The organism is Streptomyces sp. NPDC029674 (genome assembly GCF_044903205.1).
Classification (GTDB): Bacteria; Actinomycetota; Actinomycetes; order Streptomycetales; family Streptomycetaceae; genus Streptomyces.
In genome coordinates this window covers 336,923-357,129 of sequence record NZ_JBJDPY010000001.1, presented here as the reverse complement: position 1 = coordinate 357,129, position 20,207 = coordinate 336,923, and the positions used below count along the sequence as shown (strand labels likewise).

Genomic DNA, 20,207 nt, shown 5'->3' with positions numbered 1-20,207 from the left:
AGACGGTGCCCAGCGTGCGATCACCGCCACGCTTCCGACAAGCGCCGCGTGACGACCGAGCTGAAAATGCGCACGCCGCGCGTCGAGCAGGGATCGATGCCGGTGAGCTCCCGCACCCGGCGGAGGCGATAGTCCAGGGTGCGCGGGTGGATGATGAGGGCTGCCGCCGTGGCGCCGCGGTGCATGTCGTGGCGGTAGTACGCGTCAAGGGTGACAACGAGGTCCGGGCCGGGCCGCAGGCTCCGGTCCACGGCGTGGAGCCATGCGTCGACGAACGGCGCGTCGGCAAGGGCGAGTTCCACGAACACGTCCGACACGGTGTGCGGCCGCGGCCGGGAAGACGCCCGTCGCAGCGGCGCCGCCCTGCTGATCCGCCGCGCCAAGTCGAGGGCGTCGGCAACCTCGGACAGCGATGAGGCGGCGGTGCCGGCGGCGCAGGGGCGGCCCAGGGCCTCGGCGAAGTCCCGTACGAGATCGGATACCACGTCGGGCAGGGGGCCGGCGGAAAGGTCGGGCACGGTGTGCGGCTGTACGGTCCCGGCCGTACGGGACCCCGGAGACGCCGGGGGTGCGGCGGGACGCAACGGAACCAAGGCGATCAGCTCACCGCTCCTGCTTCCCTTGCCGGGCCACCACGTGATCGGCGCGTGGTGTGTTTTCACCAGCACCTCGATCTCGCTTTCCAGGTCGCTGTCGCCGTCGGGACGGTCCGGTACCCGGATCACCACCACCGCGCAGCGTTCGGGCAGTTCTATGCCCAGAGCCGAGGCGAGCCCCGCCGATATGGGGTCTCCTTTCAGCAACGACCTGGCCAGCAGGGCAGCCTGCTCGACGTACGGCAGACGGTGTTGCAGCGCCGCCACGAATCCCTGACTGTAGGCACGTATACCGCGTTCTCCCTGTGGGGCGAACCAGTGCATCATCCGCATGAGTTCGCCGACTTCGACGCCGCGCTGGGCTTCGGTCGCTTCGTTGATCTCCCGCAGCATGAGCGAGGTGTGCAGTCGCAGGACCCGCTGCCGTGTGTCCAGCGACATCCCCGCCGCGGCCCGTGACTCGCCGATCGCCGCGATGTAGCCGAGGTCGTCGTCGCTCAACTCGCAGTTGTCCGGGGAGAGTTCGACCGTACGGCGGCGCAACCACAACGAGTACTCCAGCGTCTCGGCCCGTGCCCGGGAGTTCGTGTCCAGGAACCCGAACTCCGCGATCTCGCGCGCGTACGCCTCGACCTCCCGGCGCGCGTTGGCCGACGCCTGCCGGGCCAACTCGGCGAAAAATCTCCCCATGGGCGCGAGCATGCCATTCCGGTCGAAGAACCGCACAGGAGAAATCCAGACGGCATTCATCACTCCGCGCACATCTGGGACGACCACGTCTGGGGCGCTTTGTCACAGTGCGCAAAATTTCTTGATCGGGGCATTCCCGTCGCCTGTTCTCCTTGTGAAGGCAGTGCGGGCCAGCCTTAATTGGAACCGCGTACCAGCCCGCGGGGTAACACCACAGCATTCATTCCGGCCGCTACTTCGGATCAATAATCGGGAGGGAAACACCGATGGAAACACCGATGAAAGCAGGAATGAGAAAGAGAATCGCGGCGGCGGTAGCGGTCATGGCCACGTCGACAGCGCTCATGCTGAGTGCGCCGGGCAGCGGCTCGGCCGCTCCCGCCGCCGCTCCCAGCCTCCGCGCGTTCGGGATCACAGGTGACGGCACCCAGATGGCCACGTTCACCACCGACCGGCCGAACGTGCTCGACTGGGTCAGGGACATCGTCGGCCTCAGCGGCGACACGGCCCTGATCGGCATCGACTTCCGAGTGCAGAACGGCCTGATGTACGGCGTCGGCGACAAGGGCGGCATCTACACGATCAAGACGCCGCCGGCCACCGCGGACGTCGTGATCACCAAGGTGTCCCAGCTCCAGTACGCGCTGCACGGCACGAACTTCGGCGTCGACTTCAACCCGGCCGCCGACCGGCTGCGCGTGGTCAGCGACAACGGCCAGAACCTGCGGCACAACCTCAACGACCACACGACCGTCCAGGACCTGAACCTCACCACCCCGCCGGTCGAGGGCACCACCAAGGGCGTCTCCGCCGCCGCCTACACGAACAACGACCTCAACGGAGCCACCGGGACCACGCTCTTCGACGTGAACACGGCCGGCGACCAGATCGTCATCCAGTCACCGGCCAACAACGGCACGCTGGCACCGACCGGCAGCCTCGGCATCGACGCGCAGACCAACGCGGGCCTGGACATCTTCAGCAGCCCGTCGGGCGGCAAGACGGTCAGCAACGCCGCCTACGCCACTCTCACCGCCTCCGGCGCCGCCAGGCCCTCCCTCTACAGCGTCAACCTCTTCACCGGCGAGGCCACGCTCGTGTCCGACGCCCTCGGATCCAGGTTCCCCCTGAACATCACGGACCTGGCCATCTCCCTCACCGGCAGCTGAGCCCCTCCCGGAAGACCGGCCCGCGAGCAACGCCGGAAGGGGCGGCACCCCCGCACAGGGTGCCGCCCCTTCATCGCGAACCGGAACCGCCGCCGCATCGGTACTGAGGGTCGGGGACGCGGCGGCGGTCCCGGGGTCTTTTCGAGCCCGGTGACCGAGGGGGCTACCGGTGGTCGCTGCCCGTCGAGTGGGAGGCCGCGCGGCCGGCCTCCAGGCGGGCCACGGGGATCCGGAACGGGGAGCAGGAGACGTAGTCCAGGCCCACCTCGTGGAAGAAGTGCACGGACTCCGGGTCGCCGCCGTGCTCGCCGCAGACGCCGAGCTTGAGGTCGGGGCGGGTGGCGCGGCCGGCCTGCACCGCGTCCTTCACCAGCTTGCCCACGCCGTCCTTGTCGATGGTCTCGAAGGGCGAGACCCCGAAGATGCCCTTCTCCAGGTACGCCGTGAAGAAGCTCGCCTCCACGTCGTCCCGGGAGAAGCCCCAGACGGTCTGCGTCAGGTCGTTCGTGCCGAAGGAGAAGAACTCCGCGGCCTCCGCGATCTGGTCCGCGGTGAGCGCGGCGCGCGGCAGCTCGATCATCGTGCCGAGCGCCAGCTTCAGCTCGACGCCGGTGGTCTCCTGCACCTCCGCGATGACCTGCTCGGCCTCCTCGCGGACGATCTCCAGCTCCTGGACGGTGCCGACGAGCGGAATCATGATCTCCGCGCGCGGGTCGCCCTTGGCGGTCTTCCGCTCGGCCGCGGCCTCGGCGATCGCCCGTACCTGCATGGTGAACAGGCCCGGGATGACGAGGCCGAGGCGTACGCCGCGCAGGCCCAGCATCGGGTTCTGCTCGTGCAGGCGGTGCACGGCCTGGAGGAGGCGCAGGTCGTTCTCGTTGGCGTCCTTGCGGGACTCGGCGAGGGCGACGCGGACGGAGAGTTCCGTGATGTCGGGGAGGAACTCGTGCAGGGGCGGGTCCAGCAGACGGACCGTGACCGGCAGGCCGTCCATCGCCTCGAAGAGCTCCACGAAGTCGCGCTTCTGCAGCGGCAGGAGCTCCTTCAGGGCGTCCTCGCGCTCCTCGTCGGCGTCGGCGAGGATCAGCCGCTCGACCATCTCGCGGCGCTCACCGAGGAACATGTGCTCGGTGCGGCACAGGCCGATGCCCTGCGCGCCGAAGCGGCGGGCCCGCAGCGCGTCCTCGGCGTTGTCCGCGTTGGCACGGACGCGGAGGCGGCGCACCCGGTCCGCGTACGCCATGATCCGGTGCACGGCGGCGACCAGCTCGTCCGCGTCGTCGGCGCCGGCGTGCATGCGGCCCTCGAAGTACTCGACGACGGGGGAGGGGACCACCGGCACCTCGCCGAGGTAGACCTTGCCCGTCGAGCCGTCGATGGAGACGGTGTCGCCCTCCTCGACGACCACGCCGCCCGGCGCGGTGAGGCAGCGCCGCTTGGTGTCGACCTCCAGTTCCTCGGCGCCGCAGACACAGGTCTTGCCCATGCCGCGCGCCACGACCGCCGCGTGGGAGGTCTTGCCGCCGCGCGAGGTCAGGATGCCCTCGGCGGCGATCATGCCGTCGAGGTCGTCGGGGTTGGTCTCGCGGCGGATGAGGATGACCTTCTCGCCCGAACGCGACCACTTGATGGCCGTGTACGAGTCGAAGACGGCCTTGCCGACCGCGGCGCCGGGCGACGCGGCGATGCCCCGGCCCAGCTGATCGACCTTGGCGCTCTCGTCGAAGCGGGGGAACATCAGCTGCGCGAGCTGCGCGCCGTTGACGCGCTGGAGCGCCTCGGCCTCGTCGATCAGGCCCTGGTCGACAAGCTGCGTCGCGATGCGGAAGGCGGCACCGGCGGTGCGCTTGCCGACGCGGGTCTGGAGCATCCACAGCTGCCCGCGCTCGATGGTGAACTCGATGTCGCACAGGTCCTTGTAGTGCGTCTCGAGGGTCTCCATGATCTGCATGAGCTGGTCGTACGACTTCTTGTCGATCTGCTCCAGATCGGCGAGCGGCACGGTGTTGCGGATGCCCGCCACGACGTCCTCGCCCTGCGCGTTCTGCAGGTAGTCGCCGTACACGCCCTGGTGGCCGCTGGCCGGGTCGCGGGTGAACGCGACGCCCGTGCCGGAGTCGGGGCCGAGGTTGCCGAAGACCATCGAGCAGACGTTGACGGCCGTGCCGAGGTCGTGCGGGATGCGCTCCTGGCGGCGGTAGAGCTTGGCGCGGTCGGTGTTCCACGACTCGAAGACCGAACGGATCGCGAGGTCCATCTGCTCGCGCGGGTCCTGCGGGAAGTCCCGCCCGGCCTCCGTCTTGACGATCTTCTTGAACTTGGTGACGAGTTTCTTCAGGTCGGCCGCTTCAAGGTCCGTGTCGACCGCGACCTTCTTCGCCTTCTTGGCGGCCTCCAGCGCGTCCTCGAAGAGGTCGCCGTCGACGCCGAGGACGGTCTTGCCGAACATCTGGATGAGCCGGCGGTACGAGTCCCACGCGAAGCGGTCGTCGCCGGACTGCTTGGCGAGGCCCGTCACGGACTTGTCGGAGAGCCCGATGTTCAGGACGGTGTCCATCATGCCGGGCATCGAGAACTTGGCGCCCGAGCGCACCGAGACGAGCAGCGGGTCGTCGGCCTGGCCGAGCTTCTTGCCCATCTTCTTCTCGAGGGCGTCGAGGTGCGCACTCACCTCGTCACGCAGCTCGGCCGGCTCCTCGCCGCTGTCGAGGTACGTCTTGCAGGCCTCGGTGGTGATGGTGAAGCCCGGGGGCACGGGCAGCCCGAGGTTCGTCATCTCGGCGAGGTTCGCGCCCTTCCCGCCGAGGAGGTCCTTGAGGTCCTTGTTGCCTTCTGTGAAGTCGTAAACGAACTTAACGCCCTCACTCGTGTGAGCTACGTGGGGATCTTTGTTTTCCGACACGGGTCTCGGCTCCTCGAGGACTCGGTGGCTGCCCTGACGGCGAGGAACATACCCAGATCGAAGGCACCTGGGTACGTCCACTTGCGCGTCATACGGCCGTAACCACCCGTCCGCCACTAGATCGAAAGTGACTCAGCGGTAGCAAGGCCGTCCCGCCTGCCTTCAACTCTTGAACACTCAACCCCCGTAGACCCCATAAAACGCTCAGATGAGCATGTCATTCTCAGATGTGAGTTCACCTCGTGAATGATCGAGCAGTGGCACTGAGTGCCACTCATTGGAGAAGTGCAGTCGCGCGGTGAGCTGCTCATCTGAGCGACGCACCTATCAGGCGTGGCGAGAATCACGCCGTTTGAGGCGGCCGAATGTCAGCATCCGGACGCTCCGCGGACGAGATTCGCCGGAGGTCCGCAGGTGGAGGCGCTCATGGGTGGCGCTCGCGAGTGACATGGAGGCGGGGCGTTCCCGCCAGATCTTGGGCCTCGGTCGGAATGTCCGGGTGCGGGCGCGGATTACGCGCGGCTGAGCGTCCTGTCCGGTCCGCTCCACTGCCCGCTCCGGGATCTCTACGGCGGGAGCGAGTGGCGTGCGCGTGCCCTCGGCCCGTTTTGGCACCGGGTGCCGTCGAGGCCGTCGATCATCCGATCCAGGTCTGGAACCGCATGCGCTCCTCGCCGCAACCGCCCGACTGCCCGGTGTGCTGGGCAGCGGACGGGACGTAGTGGGATCCGTAGGGTTCGGACGACAGTGTGCACCCGGCCTTCACGGGAGACAGGGCGAGGACCCCGAAGCCGATCAGAGCCAGGACGGTCAGCACCCAGGCAGACTTCGCGCGGACCACGTGAACACCCATACGCCGATCATATGACGCCATCCGGAACGTCCGGTTCCGCCGTGTTCAGCCCGTTCGGCCGGTCCCTAGTCGTCGATCCCCGACCTCTCCACCCCCGCCACGATCCACCGCTGGAAGAACAGGAACACCACGAGCAGCGGCACGATCGATACCGCCGCCGCGACGAACAGTTCGTGGAGGCGGATGACCTGGGAGGTCGTGAAGGTGGCCAGGGCCACCTGGACCGTCCACGCGTCGCGGTCCTGGCCGATGACCAGGGGCCACAGGAAGGAGTTCCACGCGCCGATGAACACGATCGTGCCGACGGCCGCGAAGACGGGGCGGGAGTTGGGGACGACGACGCGCCAGTACGTGCGCCAGTAGCCGAGCCCGTCCACCCGTGCCGCGTCCTCCAGCTCGCGGGGGAAGCCCAGGAAGTACTGGCGGAAGACGAAGCAGGCGAAGGCGGAGAACAGGGTCGGGACGATCAGGCCGCGCAGGGTGGAGACCCAGCCGAGCGACGAGACCAGGACGAAGCTCGGGACGAAGGTGACGGCGGCCGGGACCATCATCGTGCCGAGGATCGCGTAGAAGACCTTGTCGGCGTGGCGGTAGGGGATGCGGGCCAGACCGTATCCGGCGAGGGAGGCCAGGACGAGGGTGCCGAGGGTCGTCGCGACGGCGATCAGCGAGGAGTTGAGCAGGGCGCGGGCCATCGGGACGGCCGGGTCGGCGAAGAGCTCGGAGAGGTTCGACCAGTGCAGCGTCGAGGGGAAGAACGTCCAGTCGGGGGACGTGATGTCGTCCTCGGACGCGAGACCGTTGCGTACGAGGAGGTAGAAGGGGATCAGGAAGAGCAGGGCGAGAGCGACGAGCAGCACGGCTCGCAGCGCGCGGCCCACCCGGACGAGCGCGTCGTCCAAGGGGCGCTTCAGGGGTGCGGTCACCGTCCTCAGTCCTCCTTCCCGCCCAGGCCGAACCAGCGTGCCTGGCCGACCGTCACCACCGCGATGATCAGCGCGAGAAGCACCGCGCCCGCGCTGCCGAGGCCGAGGTTCTGCTCCCGGCCGAGTGCCGTGTAGTAGAGGTAGACGAGCGGCGGGCGGGCGTGGGGCGGGTAGCCGCTGGAGGTCGAGAGCAGGTTGTAGAACTCGTCGAAGGCCTGGAAGGCGTTGATGACGAGGAGCAGCGTGACGGCGACCGACGTCGCGCGCAGCTGCGGCAGCGTGATGTGGCGCAGGACCTGCCAGCCGGGCCGCGCCCCGTCCACGGCGGCCGCCTCGTAGAGGGTGGGGGAGATGCGTTGCAGGCCCGCGAGGAACAGGATCATGTAGAAACCCGCCTGCAGCCAGAGCCGCACGGTGACGATGACCAGCCAGTACCAGGGCGGATCGGTGGTCGACAGCCAGGCGATCTGCTCGGCGCCGAACCAGTCGAGGACGGTGTTGGCGAGCCCGAACCGCACCCCGTTGAAGATCGACAGCTTCCAGATCAGCGCCGCCACGACGTAACTGCACGCCGCCGGGAGGAAGAAGACGGACCGGAAGAACGCCTGCGCACGGCGTATCCGGTTCACCATCAGGGCGAGCGCGAGCGACAGCACGAAGGTCGTCGGCACGATGAACGCCGAGAAGACCGCGAAGGTGACGAGGCTGTCGGTGAACGCCTCGTTCCGCAGCATCGACGTGTAGTTGTCGAAGCCGACGAAGTCGTCCGGCGAGACGGTGTTGTGGGCGTCGAAGAAGCTGAGATACACGCTCCAGGCGAGCGGGACGTACGTGAAGAGGACCAGGCCGAGTGTGAAGGGGCCGACGAACACCCAGAACCACAGGGTGCGGTTCTGGGTGCCCAGGAGCCGGCTCCTTGCGGGGGCGCGGTCGACGGGGGCGCGGTCCACGGGGGCGCGGCTCACGACTTCTTCTTGACCCGGTCCAGCTCCGCCCGCACCTTCCGTACGACGGACTTGAGCTCGCTCTCCGGGTTCGCGCCGGACTTGATGATGCGGCTCAGCGCGTCCTGATACGCGGTGCGGCTCGCCGGCGTCCACAGCAGCGGCTCGGAGTAGCCGTACTCGGTGGAGTAGCGCACGGCGTCCGCCGCCGGGCCCTCCTTCAGCTTGTCGGCCTTCTTCGCCAGGGAGAGCCTGGCCGGGATGTGGAAGCCGTAGGAGAGCGCGAAGTCCTCCTGGTACTCCGTCCTGTCGATCCACAGCCACTTCAGGAAGTCCTTCGCCTCCTCCTTGTGGTCGCTGCGGGCGCTCACCGCCGCGCCGTACGACCCGACGGGCAGCGCCGCCTTGCCGCCGGAGCCGTCGGCGGGCAGCGCGAGGACGCCGAAGTCGTCGCCCAGCTCCTTCTTCACGGCGGGCAGCGCCCACAGGCCGCACCACTGCATGGCGGTCAGCTCCTGCACGAACGCCGACGGGTCCGACCAGTCCGCGGGCGCGCCGAGCAGCAGCGACTTGTCGGCGTACAGCTGGCGCAGCTTGCCGAGCGTGCGGGCGGCCGCCGGGTCGTCGAAGCCGACCTCGCCGTCCTCGGTCACGGAGGAGAGCCCCGCCGCGTACAGGGGCGTGACGCCGAGGGCGCCCGCGCCGCCGTCGTTGCCGAGGAAGAGGCCCTTCACGTCCTTCGTGGTGAGCGCCTTCGCCGCGTCGACCAGCTCGTCCAGGCTCTCCGGCGGCCGCACCCCGGCGTCGTCGAGCAGGCTCTTGCGGTAGTAGAGCAGGTGCATGTCGACGACCTGCGGGATCGCCCAGATCTTCCCGTCGTACGTCTTGGGGGCGAGCACGGCCGGATTGAAGTCGTCCTTCACGCCGTCGAACAGGCCGGTGAGGTCGACGACCTGGCCGCCCCGGATCTGGTCCAGGGACGGGCCGTTGACCTCGAAGACGTCCGGGCCGGAGTCCGTGAGCAGCGCGGCGGCGGTCTGCTCGTCGTAGTTGCCGGGGCGCCACTGGACGCTGACGTCCGCCTTCTTGTACGCGGCGGCGTACCGCTTCACGGCCTGCTCGGTGCCCGGCTCGCCGTACTGGTGGTACCACTGCGCGAGCCGTGGGCCCTTGCCGCCCGGTCCGCCGCCGTCGCGCCCTGTGTTGGACCCGCACGCGGTGAGCAGCCCGAGCGCCGCGCCTGTCGCGCCTGTCCCGAGGAGTGTCCTGCGGCTGATGGCCATGCCGGTCGTCCCCCTGCCTGACGTAGGTGTGTGCCGGGCCCAACGATCAACCATGCAGAGGGATTACGACAGGGGTGTTGCAGCCGAGTGTCACCCTTCGGACACGCTGCGGCAGCACGTGCGGAATGGGGCGTGCCGCGTCAGCGTGGCGTCAAGGCGGGGCCGTCGCGTGTATGCGGCACGTCAACGGCGACGACGCGGGCCGGCGTACCGTCGTACCGTGCCGAACATGGGACACAACAGGACGAGACGGGGCGTCGCGCGGCCGGCCGGGACGCGGGACGGGGCGGCGGGTGCGCATGGCGCGACGGGGGAGCCCTACGGGCCGGGGACCCCGTACGCGACCGTGGCGGACCGGGGCTGGGCGGCCGAGGTGCGCAGCGCCGTCCTCTGCGCGGTCGGGCTCTTCGGGCTCGTCCTCCTCATCGACTGGGCCAACGGCACGCTCGACGTCGTCCGCGCCTGCCTGTGGGCCCCGCTCTCCGCACTGCTCTACCTGGTGCTGCATCCCGTACGGGTGACCGCGGGCCCCGGCTGGCTTGCGGTACGGGGCCTCGGACGCCGCAAGCACGTCTGCACCAACCTGCTCACCGCCGTACGGCACAGCGAGGGCGTCGCCGCCCGCCTCGTCCTGTGCGACTCGCTCGGCAACCGCGTCGAGCTCGACCCGCGGATCCTCGTCGACAACCCGCTGCTCCTGCACCGCCTCGACACCGGCGCCCGCGCCGCGCGCGACGCCGGGCTGCTCAGGACGGGCTGCGCCGAGCTGCGGCGGCTCACCGAGCGCGCGGACGGCGCGGCGGCGAAGGCGGTGTTCGAGGCGTCGGACCTGAGCTGAGGCCCTGCGGGAACCTTCGGCGCTGGACATCCCACCCACCCCCCGTGGCACAGTCGTGGGTGTGGACATCGCATCGCGCGCCGACCTGGACGTGCTCCTCCGCCGCTTCTACACGGCGGCTTTCGCCGACCCGCTGATCGGCCCCTTCTTCACGGAGATCGCCGGCACCGACCTCGACGCGCACCTTCCGCGGATCACCGACTTCTGGGAGCGGGCGCTCTTCCGCGCCGCCGAGTACCGGCGCGACGCGTTCGGCCCGCACGCCGCGCTGCACACCGCGCGCCCGCTCACCGCCGAGCACTTCGGCCGCTGGGTCCAGCTGTGGCACGCCTCCGTCGACGGACTGCACCGGGGTCCGGTCGCCGACCGCGCGAAGGCGCAGGGGGAGCGGATCGCGCTCGCCATGCTGCGGCGCCTCGGCGGCAAGGACGCGTCGATCGCCGGTGACGGACCCGGCTTCATCCCGCTGGCGACGCTGGAGCTGCGCAGAGCGGCGTGAAACCTACGCTGCTCACGCCGAGGCGCCGCCGTCGATCACCAGGTCCGCGCCGACCACCGAGCCGGACTCGTCGGACGCCAGGTAGAGGACGGCCGCGGCGACCTCCTCGGTCGTCGACACGCGGCCCAGCGGCGTCGACTCCTTCATGCGGGCCGCCCGGCCGGCCTCGGTCTCGCCCGGCTGGAGCGACATGGAGGTCTCGGAGGCGCCCGGGCTGACGGTGTTGATGCGGACGCCGTCCCGGATGTGCTCTGCGGCGGCCGCGCGGCTCAGGGCGGAGACGGCGGCCTTGGTCGCTCCGTAGGCGGCCGTGCCCGGCGCGCTGGTGTGCGCGCCGAGGGTGGAGCCGATGTTCACGATGGCGCCGCCGCCGGGCTGCGTGCGCATCTGCTTCACCTCGACCTGGAGGGCGAGCAGTACGCCGGTGACGTTGATGTCGAGCATCGTGCGCCAGTCCTCCTCGGGCAGCTCGGCGACGGGCTGTCCCGCGCGCAGGACGCCCGCGTTGTTCACGGCGACGTCCAGGGAGCCGAAGCGGTCGACGGTGGCGGCGACGAGCGCGGCGAGGTCGGCGGAGCGGGAGACGTCGGCGGTGACGGCGAGGGCGGTGCCGCCCGCGGCCTCGATGAGGCGGACGGTCTCCTTCAGCGGGCCCTCGGAGCGCCCGGCGACGACGACGTCGGCGCCCTCGGCGGCGAACGCGAGGGCCGTCGCCCTGCCGAGTCCGGAGCCGCCGCCGGTGACGAGCGCGGTGCGGCCGGCGAAGCGGGAGCGGGTGGCGGTAGCAGTCATGACAGACTCTTTTCTTGACCGATCGGTTCAATATGAGGGCAGAACAAAAAGGGACGCGGCGTACATGAAAAAGAGGGGGTGGCCGGCCCTCAGTCGAGCAGGGACAGTGCCTGCTCCACCGCGTCCCGCACCCGCGCGGGATCCTTCGTCGCCTTGCCGACCACCCGTACGCCCTGCATCAGGACGAGCAGCATGCGGGCGAGGGTCAGCGGATCGCGGTCCTCCGGCAGCTCGCCCTGCGCCTGCGCGCGGACGAGCGCGGAGTGCAGCAGGGTCTCGATGTGGTCCCAGCTGCGCTCGACGCAGCGGGCGGCCGCCGGGTCGTGCGGGGCCAGCTCGGCCGCCGTGTTGGTGATGAAACACCCGGTCAGGCGGCCGTCCTCGGCCACGGACTCGGCGCCGAAGCGGCGCACCACGCCGCGCACGGCGGGCAGGGCGGGGCCCGGCTGCGCCAGCTCGCCGAGCAGCAGCGGCTGCTGGATCTCGCCGTACCGCTCCAGTGCCTTCAGGTACAGGTCGTGCTTGTTCCCGAAGGTCGCGTAGATGCTGGCGCGCCCGATGCCGAGCGCCTCGACGAGGTCCGCCATCGACGTCGCCTCGTAGCCACGCCGCCAGAACAGCTCCAGGGCCGACTGCAGCGCGGCGTCCGGATCGAATTCCTTGGTCCTGGCCACGAGGGGAACGTTATGTCTTTCTGGAACGACCGGTCAAGAGGTTAAGCGACCCGAACGGGGTGCACCTCGACCGACACCTCCTCGTCGTCCAGGCACCGCCCCGTCTCCAGGTCGAACCGCTGCTTCAGGAGCGGCGAGGCGACGAACGGCCGCCCCCGCTCCGTCCCGAGCAGCCCCCGCGAGAGCACCGCGGCGCCCGTGAACGGGTCGCGGTTGTCGATCGCGTACGTACGGCCCTCGCGGTCGAGGAAGAGCGCCGCCTGGCGCCCGTCCGGCAGCAGGGCGGCGAGGCCCCGGCCCGGCATCAGCTGCGTACGGTCGCAGACCGGCAACCAGGCGTCTTCCAGGCGCAGTTGCACGCGCGCGGGGGTCGAGTCGCTCATCGTGAGGCTCCTTCCAGGGGGCGGGGGCTGATGGACAGCAGGGGGAGGTCCGGCTTGATCTGGTCGCGCTCAGGGACGAAGCCGACCGTGGGGTCCGGCACGCCCGGCGCGTTCACGAAGGACACGAAGCGCGCGAGCCGCTCCGGGTCGTCGAGGGTCTCGGCCCACTCGTCGCGGTAGTGCGTGACGTGGGCGGCCATCAGCGACTCCAGCTCGTCGCAGATGCCCAGCGAGTCGTGGACGACGACGTCGCGCACGTGGTCGAGGCCGCCGTCGATCCGGTCCAGCCAGGCGGCGGTGCGCTCCAGGCGGTCGGCGGTGCGGATGTAGAACATCAGGAACCGGTCGATGAGGCGCACCAGTTCGGCGTCGCTCAGGTCCTGGGCGAGCAGGTCCGCGTGGCGCGGGGTGGCGCCGCCGTTGCCGCCGACGTACAGGTTCCAGCCGCTCGCCGTGGCGATCACGCCGAAGTCCTTGGACTGGGCCTCGGCGCACTCGCGGGCGCAGCCGGAGACCGCCGACTTCAGCTTGTGCGGGGCGCGCAGGCCGCGGTAGCGCAGTTCGAGGTCGATGGCCATGCGGACGGAGTCCTGCACGCCGTACCGGCACCAGGTCTGTCCGACGCAGGACTTCACGGTGCGCAGCGCCTTGCCGTAGGCGTGGCCCGACTCGAAGCCGGCGTCCACCAAGCGCGCCCAGATGACAGGAAGTTGCTCGACGCGCGCGCCGAACATATCGATGCGCTGGCCACCGGTGATCTTCGTATAGAGGCCGAAGTCCCGGGCCACCTCGCCGATGACGATCAGCTTCTCGGGGGTGATCTCGCCGCCGGGGATGCGGGGCACCACCGAATAGGAGCCGTTCTTCTGGAGGTTGGCGAGGAAGTGGTCGTTGGTGTCCTGGAGCGCGGCCTGCTCGCCGTCGAGGACGTAGCCGCCGGCGCCGATCGTCGGGGCCAGCGACGCGATGATCGAGCCGACCGCCGGCTTGCACTCGTCGCAGCCCTCGCCGCCGCGCGCCTCTTCGCGGCCGTGGGCGTCGAGGAGTTCGCGGAAGGAGGTGATGCGCAGGGCGTGGATGATCTCGTACAGCTCCTGGCGGGTCTGCCCGAAGCAGCCGCACAGTCCGCCGTCACCGCTCTTCGGCAGGAGCTGCCCGATCACCTTCAGGCAACTGCCGCAGCCCGTACCGGCCTTGGTGCACTTCTTCACCTCGGGCAGCGAGGAGCAGGCACAGATCTGGTCCTTGGTGACGTTGTGGCAGTTGCAGATCACCGCCGAGCCGGGCAGCGCCTCCGGGCCGAGCTGGACGGGGGCGCCCGCGCCCGCGGGCAGCACCAACTGCTCGGCGGGCACCGGCGGTACGGACCCGGTGAGCGGCCGCAGCAGCCCGTACGCGTCCGCGTCACCGACCAGGATGCCGCCGAGCAGCTCGCCGCCGGGCGCCATCACCAGCTTCTTGTACGTCCCCGAGCGCGAGTCCGTGTAGACGACGTCGAGGCAGCCCTCCGCCGTGCCGTGCGCGTCGCCGAACGACGCCACGTCGACACCGAGCAGCTTCAGCTTGGTCGACAGGTCGGCGCCGGTGAAGCTCGCCTCCTGGGAGGCGATGGCGGCGGCCGCCGTCTGCGCCATCTCGTAGCCGGGCGCGACGAGGCCGTACACGCGGCCGTCGGCCGCGAGCGCGCACTCGCCGATGGCGTACACGTGCGGGTCGCTGGTGCGGCACTGCTCGTCGACCGTGATGCCGCCGCGCTCGCCGACCGTCAGACCGTGCTCGCGGGCGAGCTGGTCGCGCGGCCGGACGCCCGCGGAGAACACCACCAGATCCGTGGCGACCTCGCTGCCGTCGGACAGCTTCATGCCGGTCACGGCGCCGTCCTCGCCCGTCAGGATCTCCTGCGTGCCGGTGCCGGTGTGCACGGTCAGACCCATGCCGGTGATGGTCCGCAGGAGCGCGGCGCCACCGCCCTCGTCGACCTGCACCGGCATCAGCCGCGGCGCGAACTCCACGACGTGCGTGGCCAGTCCGAGGCCCTTCAGGGCGCCCGCCGCCTCCAGGCCGAGCAGCCCGCCGCCGACGACCGCGCCGGTGGTGGCGCGTCGCTTCGCGTACTCCTCGATGGCGAGCAGGTCCTCGATGGTGCGGTAGACGAAACAGCCCGTCGCGTCCTTGCCGGGCACCGGCGGCACGAAGGGGTAGGAGCCGGTCGCGAGCACGAGGGTGTCGTACGCGAAGACGGCGCCCGAGCGCGCGGTGACCGTCCTGGCCTCGCGGTCGAAGCTCTCCGCCGCGTCGCCGACGTACAGCTCGATGCCGTGCTCGTCGAGGAACTCCCGGTCGGTCATGGAGAGTTCGTCGGGCGTGCGGCCCGAGAAGTACGAGGTGAGCTGCACCCGGTCGTAGGCGGGGCGCGGCTCCTCGCACAGGACGACGATCCGGTGGGACGCCGTGAGGCCCTGCTCGGCGGCGGCTTCGAGGAAGCGCTGGCCGACCATGCCGTGCCCGACGAGTACGAGGGTGGGGCGGGGGTGCGGGGTCTGTGCGGGCGTGGGCATCTCAGCGGCCTCCGTCAGAAGTGAGCAGGTGGAGCAGGGGGCTGTCGTCGTCGGGCAGCGGGTCGTCGGCCTCCCAGGCACGGGCCAGCGCACCCACGGCCGCGAGCTCGCCGAGCAGCACACCGCCGACGAGGCGGCCGCCACGGACGACGACCTTGCGGTACGTGCCGCGGGTGGCGTCGGCCAGCTGGATGACGTCGTCGTCGGGGCGCGGCTCCGGGTCGCCGAAGGCCGCGAGGTCCAGCGGGCCCGGGCCCGGCAGAGTGAGGCGGGTGAGGGTGCGGGTGCCGGTGTAGGGGCGGGCGGCGTCCCGGCCGGCCGGTTCGCGGGCCAGCGCCGCGGCGAGCGCGTCGGCCTGCTCCACGGCGGGCGTCGCCAGGCCGTACACCCGCCCCGCGTGCTCCGCGCAGTCGCCGACCGCCCGGATGTGCGGGTCGGACGTCCGCAGCAGGTCGTCCACGACGATCCCGCGGCGCACGTCGAGACCGGCGGCCTGCGCCAGACCCGTGCGGGGACGCACACCGCAGGCGAGGACGGTCAGCTCGGTGTCCAGCAGGAACCCGTCGGCGAGCTCCACGCGGCGTACGGCGCCTTCGGTGACGCCGACCCCGCGCACCCGGCACTCGGTGTGCACCTCCACGCCGAGCTCCGTGAGGTGCCGGCGCACCAGCTCCGACGAGGCCGGGTCGAGGTGGCGCTCCATGAGCCGCTCGGCCTGCTGGGTCAGGACGACCTGGGCGCCGCGCACGGCGAGCGCCCGGGCCGCCGAGACGCCGAGCAGGCCGCCGCCGATGACGACGACGCGGACCCCGGGCGTCACGGCCCCGGACAGGGCGAGGCAGTCGTCCATGGTCCGGAAGGCGTGCACGCCGCCCGGCAGTTCCCGGGCGCCCGGCGCGAACAGTCCGCGCAGCGGCGGCAGGACCGGGTTGGAGCCCGTCGCGAGGACGAGCGTGCCGTACGGGACGACGCTGCCGTCAGCGCAGTGCACCCGCCGCTCGGCGCGGTCCACGCGGACCACGCGAGTGCGGAGCACGGGGCCCGGCGGGCTCGGCAGGGTGATCACGTCCGGCCCGTACCGGCCCGCGAGGACCTCGGCGAGCAGCACGCGGTTGTACGGGGCGTGCTCCTCCTCGCCGATCAGCACGGTGCCGGCGCCGAGGCGCTGCGCCACGCGGGTGCCGGCCAGGCCCGCGCCGATCACCACGACGGCGGTGGCTGGCGGTTGTGCTGATGAGGTCATGTGCCGAGCGTGCGGGGCGGGTGTTACCCGGCCGGGGCCGGGTTGTTTCCCGGGGGGAACGGTGTGCTCAGCGGCAGCCTCCGGCGTGTGTGAGGGGTCGTCCCGGCCTGCCGCTTCGCGGCGGATTCCTCCCACCCACCCGCCCGTTTGCCCCGCGCCGCATCCGTCCCGCAGGAGCCCCTTGCTTAACCGCCCTTGAGGTGATCCTCAAGAGCGCCTTAAGGATCTCGGATACGCCGCTGACCAGCCGTTTCCCGTGCTCGTCGGCGCCTAGTGTGCCGCCGTGACCCCCGAGGCAGCCGCACCCCCTCTCCGTATCGCCCCCCGAGCCCTCCGCACCGGCATCACCGGCGGCGGCGTCGCCGTCGGCGCGCTGTGGGCCGTACAGCTGGAGCCGTCCGCGCGGCTCGACGTGCTGTTCGCCACCGGGGCGCACCTGACCGGGCTGCTCGCCGGGTACGGGGTCCTCGTCATGCTGTTCCTGATGGCCCGCGTCCCCGCCGTCGAGCACGGCGTCGGCGCCGACCGGCTCGCGCGGCGCCACGCGGCCGGCGGGCGGTACGTACTGAGCCTCTGCGCGGCCCACGCCCTCCTCGCCCTCTGCGGCTACGCCGTCCACACCGGCACCGACCTGCTCCGCACCACCCTCGACCTGCTCGGCTACCCGGGCCTCGCCGCCGCCACCGCGGGCACCGCCCTGCTCGCCGCCGTCGGCGTCACCTCCGCACGCGCCGTGCGCCACCGCGTCCCGCACGAGACCTGGCGCGCCGTCCACCTGCTCACCTACCTCGGCGCCGCCCTCGCCTTCGTCCACCAGCTCGCCGGGCCGGACGTCGCGGGCAGCGTCGTCACCCTGTGGCTCTGGTCGCTGGCGCACGCCGGCGTCGCCGTCCTCCTCGTCTGGTACCGCCTCGTCGTGCCCGTACGGCAGGCGCTGCGGCACAGCCTGCGCGTCATCGACGTACGCGGTGAGGGACCCGGCGTCGTCTCCGTGGTCGTACAGGGCATCGGCGTCGACCGGCTGCGCGCCGAACCGGGGCAGTTCTTCCGGTGGCGTTTCCTGCGGCGCGGGCTCTGGCACACCGCGCTGCCCTTCTCGCTCTCCGCACCCGTCCGCGACGACACGCTGCGCATCACCGTCAAGGCGGCCGGCGACCACACCCGCCGGATACGGCGGCTGCGGCCCGGCACGCGCGTCCTGGCCACCGGCCCCTTCGGCGCGCTCACCGCGCACCGGCGCACGCGCCGCAAGGTGCTGCTGCTGGCGGGCGGCGTCGGCATCACGCCGATGCGGGCCCTGTTCGAGACGCTGCCGGGCGGCCCCGGCGACCTCACCCTGCTCTACCGGGCGAGCAGCGCCGAACAGCTCGTCCTGCGGGACGAACTGGAGGCCATCGCGGCGAGCCGGCAGGCCGGCCTGCACTACCTGCTCGGCCCCTCCGGCGCCGCGTTCGACCCCCTCGCCCCCCAGTCCCTGCGCAACCTCGTCCCCGACCTCGCCGACCACGACGTCTACCTGTGCGGGCCGCCGGGCATGTCCGCCGCGGCGACGACCGCCCTCGTACGCGCGGGAGTCCCGGAGGACCGCATTCACGCGGAGTGCTTCACGTTCTGACCGAGTGCCGAACCGCCACACCGCCCCGCTCACGAACTCACGAACCTCCCCAACTCACAAGAAAGCTGGTCATGGGACGCCACCGCAGACCCGTCGCCTCCGCCCCGGGCCCCACCCGCCAGGCCCGCCGCAGGCTCGCCGCGGGCCTGGCCGGGGCGAGTGCGCTCGTCGCCACGGTCCTCACTCTCACCGTCGACCCGTCGGCGCCCCCGGCCCCCGACCGTCCCGCCGCTGACGCATCCGTCGGCGAGACCCTCGGCTCTCTCAGTCGCCGTCGATGATCTGATACAGGTAGATGACGTGGGACTCGTCGTCCGGCATCGCGTTCACGTCGTCGGACTCGCCGTCGATCCGGAAGTAGAACTCGGGGGCCTTGGGGCCGTCGAGCTCGCCGCTGTCCTGCATCTCCGCGAGCTGCTCGACGAACGTGTCGGCGTCCGGCGTCCTGGTGCCCAGCTCGCTCGCGAGCGTGCCGCCCACGACCACCTCGAGGTGACTGTCGTCGAGGAGCACGTTCGTCGCGGCCCCGGTGGCGCTGGTCGGTTTGAAGACGGGGCCCTCCGCGCCGCACTCGTACTGGCCGAGGACGAGCCCCATCGTCGTATTGGGGGCCTCGCCGCCGAAGTCGACGGACTTGATCACCCCGTACGGACCCTGCCCGCCGTTGTCGCAGATCGACCCCTTGGGCGGGGTCTGCCGGTCCGCATACTCGTACGTGCCGTCCTCGGTGGCCGAACCACCGGTGGCCGTACCACCGGTGTCGGAGCCGCCCGGCCGCTCCGGGGCGCTCGCGGACGGGCTCGTCGTCCTGCCGTCGGCTTTCCCGTCGGCCTCGCCCGGCTCGCAGGCCGTGGTGGTCAGGGCCGCCGCGACGGCCACTGCCAGGGCGTACGTCTTCATGGTGTTGCGGGTGACGCGCATGTGAAGATCCCCCGTGTTGGTAGGTCGTACATCAACGCAGGTGGAAGCGCTGGTTCTTGACGTTCTTGCACTTCCACAGGATGAGCCGGGCGCCGTTGCTCCTGCTGCCGCCCTCCACGTCCAGGCACTGGGTGCCCACCTGGATGGAGAAGGTGTTGCCGCCGCGCGGGATGACGCTCCAGGCCTGGTTCAGGCTGCTCTTGCAGCGCCACTGCAGGACCTTGACGCCCTTGCTCATGTCCGCGCCGTCGAGGCACTTGTTGCTGGACTCGGATTTGATCCAGTGCCGTACCGAGTTCTCCATGAAGTTCCAGCGCTGGTTGCGCTGGCCCTGACACGTCCACTGGTTGATCTTCGCCCGGGTGGAGGTGTCCCAGGCGTGCGCGGTGACGCACTTGCCCGGTGCGTGGGCCGGCTGGATGTAGTGGACACCGGTGATCCCCCGTGCGGCCGCCGCAGAGGATGTGGCGGATGTGGCGGACGTACGCACCGGAGCCTCTGCGGCCGAGACGGCGGGTGACGTCATGCTCAGCAGGCCGGCCCCGGCCAGCGTGACTCCGAGAAGTGCCTTGGTCTTCATCATGGTGTCGTCTCTCCCCGGGGTCTCAGGCACGGACCATCTTGAACTGCTGGTTGCCGACGTTCTTGCACTTCCAGAGCACCAGCTGCTTGTTGTTGGCCTGCGAGGCGCCGGGGACGTCCAGGCACTTGGTCGCGATGTGCTTGGGCTTCAGGGCCACGTGGCCCGAGAGGTTCCTGACGTGGAACCGCTGGTTGTTCCGGCTGTTGCAGTCCCACTGGATGATCTTGGCGCCGCTTGCCTTGCTGCCGCCCTGTACGTCCAGGCACTTGCCGCTGTGCTCGTTGATGACGTACGCGATGCCCCACTGGTCGGTGTACATCACCCGCCAGCGCTGGTTCGCCCGGTTCAGGCACGTGTACTGGTCGACCGCGGCGCCCCTGCCGGTGCTGGCCCCGTGAACGGTGAGGCACTTTCCGCTGTGCTTGGCCTTGAAGTACCACACCCCGTCGCGCGCCGTCTGCTCAGCTCCCGCGGCCGTCCGGTCCGATCCGTCGCCGGACCGGGCACTCGCCATGGTCGGGCTCGCCGGCCCGATGAGCGTGGCCGCCCCCAGGGCTGCCGCAATGACACCCATCACCGCGTACCTGCTCATGTACCGCATGTCTCTCCTTCGCCTCACGGGCACGGCTCGTGCCCACGGCGGCACGCACTCCGGATCCCCGGGGCGTGCCGTTCGGTCGGTTCGGTACCGAGTTCAGCGGGCCGGGGGTTGTTGCACAGCCGTGTCCCGGGCGTGAA

19 protein-coding genes are annotated in these 20,207 nt (G+C 70.8%); 5 read left to right on the top strand and 14 right to left on the bottom strand.

Annotation, left to right across the window (positions count from 1 at the left end; translation table 11 throughout):
- Positions 1 to 20: 20 nt before the first annotated feature.
- Entirely contained in the window at positions 21 to 1,286 is a 1,266-nt protein-coding gene (locus ACI2L3_RS01555) for a PucR family transcriptional regulator (protein WP_404750270.1), read from the bottom strand.
- Positions 1,287 to 1,576: 290 nt separating this feature from the next.
- Between ACI2L3_RS01555 and ACI2L3_RS01550 the strand changes: the two genes are divergently transcribed.
- Positions 1,577 to 2,455 (top strand): DUF4394 domain-containing protein, encoded by an 879-nt coding sequence (locus ACI2L3_RS01550; protein WP_404750269.1) that lies wholly within the window; start codon positions 1,577 to 1,579, stop codon positions 2,453 to 2,455.
- A 163-nt stretch (positions 2,456 to 2,618) separates the two neighbouring features.
- On the opposite strand, the gene ppdK is transcribed toward ACI2L3_RS01550, so the two are convergent.
- From ppdK to ACI2L3_RS01525, 5 genes are all read right to left on the bottom strand, one after another.
- Positions 2,619 to 5,357, bottom strand: a complete 2,739-nt coding sequence (gene ppdK / locus ACI2L3_RS01545; protein ID WP_404750268.1) for a pyruvate, phosphate dikinase — start codon at positions 5,355 to 5,357, stop codon at positions 2,619 to 2,621.
- Between the two features lie 637 nt (positions 5,358 to 5,994).
- Positions 5,995 to 6,210, bottom strand: a complete 216-nt coding sequence (locus tag ACI2L3_RS01540; RefSeq protein WP_404750267.1) for a hypothetical protein — start codon at positions 6,208 to 6,210, stop codon at positions 5,995 to 5,997.
- 65 nt (positions 6,211 to 6,275) lie between these two features.
- On the bottom strand, positions 6,276 to 7,112 hold the full coding sequence (locus ACI2L3_RS01535; RefSeq protein WP_404750688.1) for a carbohydrate ABC transporter permease: 837 nt from the start codon (positions 7,110 to 7,112) through the stop codon (positions 6,276 to 6,278).
- A 29-nt stretch (positions 7,113 to 7,141) separates the two neighbouring features.
- Complete coding sequence (locus ACI2L3_RS01530; RefSeq protein ID WP_404750266.1) at positions 7,142 to 8,101, bottom strand: carbohydrate ABC transporter permease; 960 nt, start codon at positions 8,099 to 8,101, stop codon at positions 7,142 to 7,144.
- The gene (locus tag ACI2L3_RS01525; RefSeq protein WP_404750265.1) at positions 8,098 to 9,363 is read right to left on the bottom strand and encodes an ABC transporter substrate-binding protein; all 1,266 of its coding nucleotides are present in this window, start codon (positions 9,361 to 9,363) and stop codon (positions 8,098 to 8,100) included. The genes ACI2L3_RS01530 and ACI2L3_RS01525 overlap by 4 nt, the downstream gene beginning before the upstream one ends.
- A gap of 229 nt (positions 9,364 to 9,592) precedes the next feature.
- On the opposite strand from ACI2L3_RS01525, the gene ACI2L3_RS01520 reads away from it, so the two are divergent.
- Together ACI2L3_RS01520 and ACI2L3_RS01515 are read left to right on the top strand one after the other, a co-directional pair.
- Positions 9,593 to 10,201 carry a hypothetical protein gene (locus ACI2L3_RS01520; protein WP_404750264.1) on the top strand — a complete coding sequence of 203 codons (609 nt, stop codon included), beginning with the start codon at positions 9,593 to 9,595 and terminating at the stop codon, positions 10,199 to 10,201.
- A 61-nt stretch (positions 10,202 to 10,262) separates the two neighbouring features.
- Complete coding sequence (locus ACI2L3_RS01515; RefSeq protein ID WP_404750263.1) at positions 10,263 to 10,700, top strand: group III truncated hemoglobin; 438 nt, start codon at positions 10,263 to 10,265, stop codon at positions 10,698 to 10,700.
- A 12-nt stretch (positions 10,701 to 10,712) separates the two neighbouring features.
- Here the strand turns inward: ACI2L3_RS01515 and ACI2L3_RS01510 are convergent, their stop codons facing one another.
- From ACI2L3_RS01510 to ACI2L3_RS01490, 5 genes are all read right to left on the bottom strand, one after another.
- The gene (locus ACI2L3_RS01510; RefSeq protein WP_404750262.1) at positions 10,713 to 11,492 is read right to left on the bottom strand and encodes an SDR family NAD(P)-dependent oxidoreductase; all 780 of its coding nucleotides are present in this window, start codon (positions 11,490 to 11,492) and stop codon (positions 10,713 to 10,715) included.
- A gap of 89 nt (positions 11,493 to 11,581) precedes the next feature.
- Positions 11,582 to 12,166, bottom strand: coding sequence for a TetR/AcrR family transcriptional regulator (locus ACI2L3_RS01505; protein ID WP_404750261.1), 585 nt, complete (start codon positions 12,164 to 12,166; stop codon positions 11,582 to 11,584).
- Between the two features lie 41 nt (positions 12,167 to 12,207).
- The gene (gene nirD, locus ACI2L3_RS01500) at positions 12,208 to 12,549 is read right to left on the bottom strand and encodes a nitrite reductase small subunit NirD (protein ID WP_404750260.1); all 342 of its coding nucleotides are present in this window, start codon (positions 12,547 to 12,549) and stop codon (positions 12,208 to 12,210) included.
- Positions 12,546 to 15,107 carry a nitrite reductase large subunit NirB gene (nirB, locus tag ACI2L3_RS01495; protein WP_404750259.1) on the bottom strand — a complete coding sequence of 854 codons (2,562 nt, stop codon included), beginning with the start codon at positions 15,105 to 15,107 and terminating at the stop codon, positions 12,546 to 12,548. The genes nirD and nirB overlap by 4 nt, the downstream gene beginning before the upstream one ends.
- Position 15,108: 1 nt before the next feature.
- Positions 15,109 to 16,350 carry an NAD(P)/FAD-dependent oxidoreductase gene (locus ACI2L3_RS01490; protein ID WP_404750258.1) on the bottom strand — a complete coding sequence of 414 codons (1,242 nt, stop codon included), beginning with the start codon at positions 16,348 to 16,350 and terminating at the stop codon, positions 15,109 to 15,111.
- A gap of 283 nt (positions 16,351 to 16,633) precedes the next feature.
- Between ACI2L3_RS01490 and ACI2L3_RS01485 the strand changes: the two genes are divergently transcribed.
- Both ACI2L3_RS01485 and ACI2L3_RS01480 read left to right on the top strand, forming a co-directional pair.
- Positions 16,634 to 17,965: a ferric reductase-like transmembrane domain-containing protein gene (locus ACI2L3_RS01485; RefSeq protein WP_404750257.1), complete on the top strand. Its 1,332-nt coding sequence runs from the start codon at positions 16,634 to 16,636 to the stop codon at positions 17,963 to 17,965.
- Positions 17,966 to 18,036: 71 nt separating this feature from the next.
- Complete coding sequence (locus ACI2L3_RS01480) at positions 18,037 to 18,246, top strand: hypothetical protein (RefSeq protein ID WP_404750256.1); 210 nt, start codon at positions 18,037 to 18,039, stop codon at positions 18,244 to 18,246.
- On the opposite strand, the gene ACI2L3_RS01475 is transcribed toward ACI2L3_RS01480, so the two are convergent.
- The 3 genes from ACI2L3_RS01475 to ACI2L3_RS01465 are packed head-to-tail and all read right to left on the bottom strand — an operon-like array spanning position 18,230 to position 20,061.
- Positions 18,230 to 18,886, bottom strand: a complete 657-nt coding sequence (locus ACI2L3_RS01475) for a hypothetical protein (protein ID WP_404750255.1) — start codon at positions 18,884 to 18,886, stop codon at positions 18,230 to 18,232. The two genes, ACI2L3_RS01480 and ACI2L3_RS01475, sit on opposite strands and share 17 nt — an antisense overlap.
- Positions 18,887 to 18,917: 31 nt before the next feature.
- Entirely contained in the window at positions 18,918 to 19,469 is a 552-nt protein-coding gene (locus ACI2L3_RS01470) for an RICIN domain-containing protein (RefSeq protein WP_404750254.1), read from the bottom strand.
- Between the two features lie 22 nt (positions 19,470 to 19,491).
- Positions 19,492 to 20,061 carry an RICIN domain-containing protein gene (locus ACI2L3_RS01465; RefSeq protein ID WP_404750253.1) on the bottom strand — a complete coding sequence of 190 codons (570 nt, stop codon included), beginning with the start codon at positions 20,059 to 20,061 and terminating at the stop codon, positions 19,492 to 19,494.
- Between the last annotated feature and the right edge of the window lie 146 nt (positions 20,062 to 20,207).